At 52.4% G+C, this 3,858-nt stretch carries 4 protein-coding genes and 1 pseudogene; 3 read left to right on the top strand and 2 right to left on the bottom strand.

Annotated features, from left to right (window positions below; translation table 11 throughout):
- Both V6C07_RS03770 and V6C07_RS03775 read right to left on the bottom strand, forming a co-directional pair.
- A pseudogene (locus V6C07_RS03770) lies at positions 1-229 on the bottom strand (hypothetical protein); the annotation flags it as partial.
- A 6-nt stretch (positions 230-235) separates the two neighbouring features.
- Positions 236-454, bottom strand: a complete 219-nt coding sequence (locus V6C07_RS03775) for a helix-turn-helix domain-containing protein (protein ID WP_333535032.1) — start codon at positions 452-454, stop codon at positions 236-238.
- Positions 455-702: 248 nt separating this feature from the next.
- Here V6C07_RS03775 and V6C07_RS03780 point away from each other — a divergent pair, with 248 nt between their 5' ends.
- From V6C07_RS03780 to V6C07_RS03790, 3 genes are all read left to right on the top strand, one after another.
- Positions 703-1,962 (top strand): ATP-binding protein, encoded by a 1,260-nt coding sequence (locus V6C07_RS03780; RefSeq protein WP_333535033.1) that lies wholly within the window; start codon positions 703-705, stop codon positions 1,960-1,962.
- Positions 1,959-2,399: a GNAT family N-acetyltransferase gene (locus V6C07_RS03785; protein ID WP_333535034.1), complete on the top strand. Its 441-nt coding sequence runs from the start codon at positions 1,959-1,961 to the stop codon at positions 2,397-2,399. Before V6C07_RS03780 ends, V6C07_RS03785 begins: the two co-directional genes overlap by 4 nt.
- Positions 2,400-2,465: 66 nt before the next feature.
- A complete protein-coding gene (locus V6C07_RS03790) occupies positions 2,466-2,918 on the top strand; it encodes a VOC family protein (protein WP_333535035.1) in 453 nt (150 codons plus the stop codon).
- The last annotated feature ends 940 nt before the right edge of the window (positions 2,919-3,858 follow it).

Raw genomic sequence — 3,858 nt, forward strand, 5'->3', positions numbered from 1 at the left:
TGACTTCCAGCACAATCTGGCAGGCCTCGCGCCGCTCGCTCCGGATTTGCCTGCCGCTGCCGTGAAGCGCCGGGCATTTGGCAGGGTGAAAATACCAGGCTTTGGCCCGCTCCGCCGCCAGCGAGAGGATGCGCGGAAAGCCGCCTTTTCCTTTGGGTATGGAAATGGCGGCGTTCAGGCGCGGGTGGTGTGGGTCATGCCCGCAGCGATTGCCGGAGGGCAGCGGCATGAATAATCAGATCTCTTCCAGCGATTCCAGAAAACTGTCCAGAGCATGCCGGTCATAGAGAATTCGCCCGCCAATGCGGGTGAAAGGAATATTCGGTTTTTTCGTCAGCCGCGCCTTGTTCAAGAAATCCGTTGAAACACGCAGGTATTGTGCAGCTTCCTCCACACGCATCCAGCGTAAAGGAATATTTGCCAGATTTTCCTTCTTTTCTTTTTGAGCTGCCATTGTACCGTCCTCCATGCTGTAGCAAGACTTTTCCTGCCTTTGTATGGAGTGAGCCTATCACGGGTTTTTCGGGGATTTCCTTGGCTTGGTCGTTTCGCAACCTTCAGCAACTTCCTGCAACGTACAGCAACCAAAAATTTGCGGAAATTTTCCTTGACGGATTTTTTAAAAAAGGAATTTCCTTGTACTTAGCGTATTGTGTCGCAATAAACTTGTAAAATCTACCATGAAGTGGTAGATTTTACACCATGAATAAGCGCACAATACATACACAGTTGATAGAAGCCTTGGCCGACACTCCGGTTGTCTTTCTGCGCGGCGCTCGCCAAACCGGTAAAACCACACTGGTAAAGCAACTGGCCGAAGAGCCTTCTGATTCGGAAAACAGTCGCCAGTATGTCAGCCTCGATTCAGCGACTGCTCTGGCCGGAGCGCTGGAAGACCCCACGGGCTTTTTACAGGGGCTGAAAAAGCCGGTAATCATCGATGAAGCGCAACGCGCCTCAACCCTGATGCTGGCCATCAAAGAAGACGTGGATCGCGAGCGGCATGCCGGACGTTATCTGCTGACCGGTTCGGCCAACATCCTGACCCTGCCGGGCATAGCGGATTCCCTGGCGGGCCGGATGGAAGTGCTGACTCTGTATCCGCTTTCTCAAGGTGAAATTGCCGGAACGCGGGAAGACTTTATCCAGGCACTGTTTCAGAAAGATTTTTCTGTCACGAACACGGGCAAAGATTCCTTGTCAAAGGAGGCGCTTCTGGAAGCCATGACGCTGGGTGGCTATCCTGAAGTGCTGTCACGGAGCAATACCAAACGCCGCGCCGCCTGGTTTGATTCGTACATCACCACGCTGGTGGAACGGGACATCCGCGACATCGCCAACATCCAGGACATCAGCGGCTTGATCCGACTGCTGCGTCTGTTGGGCGCTCGTTCCGGAACACTGCACAACCAGGCGGAGCTTTCCCGTAGCGTGGGTATGTCCGTCAGCACCCTCAGCCGTTACATTCCGTTGCTGGAAGCGTTGTTCCTGATCTGGTTCCTTCCCGCCTGGTCGAGCAACCTGAGCAAACGCCTGGTCAAATCGTCCAAGCTGCATGTTTGTGATTCAGGCCTGGCCTGTCATCTGTGCGGCGCGGATGCGGAACGTCTGGCCGACGATTCAATCATGGCCGGGCGGCTGCTGGAATCTTTTGTGGCCGGGGAATTGCTGAAGCAAAGCAGTTGGACGGAACACCCGGTGACGCTCTATCATTATCGCTCGCAAAGCGGTGAGGAAGTGGACGTGGTTCTGGAAGACCGGGCCGGGCGCGTGGTTGCCGTGGAAGTGAAGCTCTCCGCCAGCGTATCGTCACACGATATCAAAGGCCTTGCCGCACTGCGCGACGCGCTGGGCGATCATTTTGTCCGGGGCGTGATTGTGTATACCGGGCAGGAGGTCATCCCCATGGGTGACAGAATTTTCGCGGTGCCAGTGGGGGTGCTGTTTACTGGAACGGTATGATCATTATACCCGTACACAATCGTTCGGAAATTGAGGCTTGCGCCGATATCTGGCTGCAAGCCTCTCTTGCCGCGCACGACTTTGTATCCGCTGATTTCTGGCATGAAAACCATGCGGCCATGAAGGAGCAGTATCTGCCCGGTTCCGATTGCTATCTGGCCAAAGAGGAAGAAGCTTTTCTGGGTTTTGCGGCTGTATACCAGGGAGCACTGGCGGCTCTGTTTGTCCGGCCTGTATCCTGGAGCAAGGGCGGCGGCTCCGAACTGTTGCGGCATGTGCAGGATTTGTACGCGGAATTGACGCTGACGGTTTACAGCAGGAACAGCCGGGCCGTGAACTTTTATCTGCGCCACGGTTTTGCGGTGAGCAAGGAGCAGGCCTGCCAACATACGGGTGAGCCGGAACTTTTGATGCTCTGGAAAGGAACGGGAAGCTGAATGGTCACCCGGTAGCACATCCAATTCCACCCATTTTGAGATAGCTTGATTAAATCAAAGGAAACCATGAACAGAATCAACGTAATATGCCTTGGGGTGCGTGACATTGTGAAAGCGCGTGCCTTCTACCGCGACGGCCTGGGCTTTACCACACCGAACAATGAAGAAAAGCCGGATGTGGTCTTTTTCAGCAATGGCGGCACCAAGCTCGAACTGTACCCTCTGGCGGAGTTGGCCAAAGACATCAACGAAACCAATCCCCCGGCACTTGGCACCGGATTCGGCGGCATAACGCTTGCCTTCAATGCCAAAACCAAAGAGGAAGTGGATGCCATCTTCGCCAAGGTGGAGAGCCTGGGCGGCACAATCGCCAAACGTCCGGAAACGGCCTTTTGGGGAGGGTACAGCGGATATATCCAGGATCTGGACGGCTATTATTGGGAAATTGCCTACTGGGACGGCTGGCGGTTTGATGCGAACGACATGCTGATTATTGATGAACACCTTATGGACGAATAAAAATAGCCTTAGCTGTCATCGAAAAAGAAATTTTTGCACTGGCTTCGTGAGATACGGGAATTTTGCCACCGGCAGTGGCGAAGTTACGCTACTTTGGCAAGATATAGAGCATTTCCGACATTATACCCGACACTGTCGGTAAAGCTTCACCTCCTGCAAGGCCAGCCTGAACTTGGGGCTTCATGTCACCTGACAGTGCTCGAAGTTTCACTAGCGTGTGTATTTCTCCGGTAGTTTTCGCGGTAGTTTTTGTGGTAGTTTTCGTGGTAGTCGGCAGCAGCAGTGCATCAGCACTCGCAACTCTAAACCCATCGAATTCGATGGGTTTGCAGCAGCGTTCATGTTGGTTTTCGTGCTAGTTTTTGTGCTGGTTTTTGTGCAGATGTCCGTTAGTAATTTTGCAGCGGCCTGCTGCAAAATTGAGCAAAGCAACAGGTGTCCCCAGCCGCACTATCCAATACCGTCCAGCAACACCTTTCCCAACATATTGTCTTTACAGATATTTTTCCGGATATTGACTTTTTTCATTTTGGCAAATAGTATTATATCTTCGATATTTGGGACGTACCTGTCCATCCCCTTGGGGACGCCAATGAAAACAACGGGTTATATCGAAAGATGTAACCCTTTTTTCATGCGGAAACGGTTACAGAAACGGTTTGAAAAAACTGAAGTTTCTGTGTAACGCGCCCCGTACATTTTGGCAAAACGCCGCTTAGTTTTGACCTTGTCAGCAGGCAGAAGCCCGTGCCAAAAATGGCACGGGCAGATTTAAAAAAGAGAAGAAGGTTGGGCGGGGATTTTCCCCGCCCATTTTTTGTAACTAGAAAACCCCCCGCTAGGCGGGGGGTTCTAAAAAGCTTATAGCTTTGCCCAAGTGAGTAAAACTCCTTTTGATTTGTTAAAAAATCTCGCGGTCTGGCAACTGCGAGTCAACAAA

Origin of the sequence: Desulfovibrio sp. 1214_IL3152 (assembly GCF_036763055.1) — a bacterium.
In the GTDB taxonomy this organism is placed as follows: Bacteria; Desulfobacterota; Desulfovibrionia; order Desulfovibrionales; family Desulfovibrionaceae; genus Desulfovibrio.

Bases quoted from the DNA above. Each gene is read 5' to 3' on its own strand.
- V6C07_RS03785 (WP_333535034.1), top strand. From the start codon at position 1,959: ATGATCATTATACCCGTACACAATCGTTCGGAAATTGAGGCTTGCGCC.
- V6C07_RS03775 (WP_333535032.1), bottom strand. From the start codon at position 454: ATGGCAGCTCAAAAAGAAAAGAAGGAAAATCTGGCAAATATTCCTTTA.
- V6C07_RS03780 (WP_333535033.1), top strand. From the start codon at position 703: ATGAATAAGCGCACAATACATACACAGTTGATAGAAGCCTTGGCCGAC.
- V6C07_RS03790 (WP_333535035.1), top strand. From the start codon at position 2,466: ATGAACAGAATCAACGTAATATGCCTTGGGGTGCGTGACATTGTGAAA.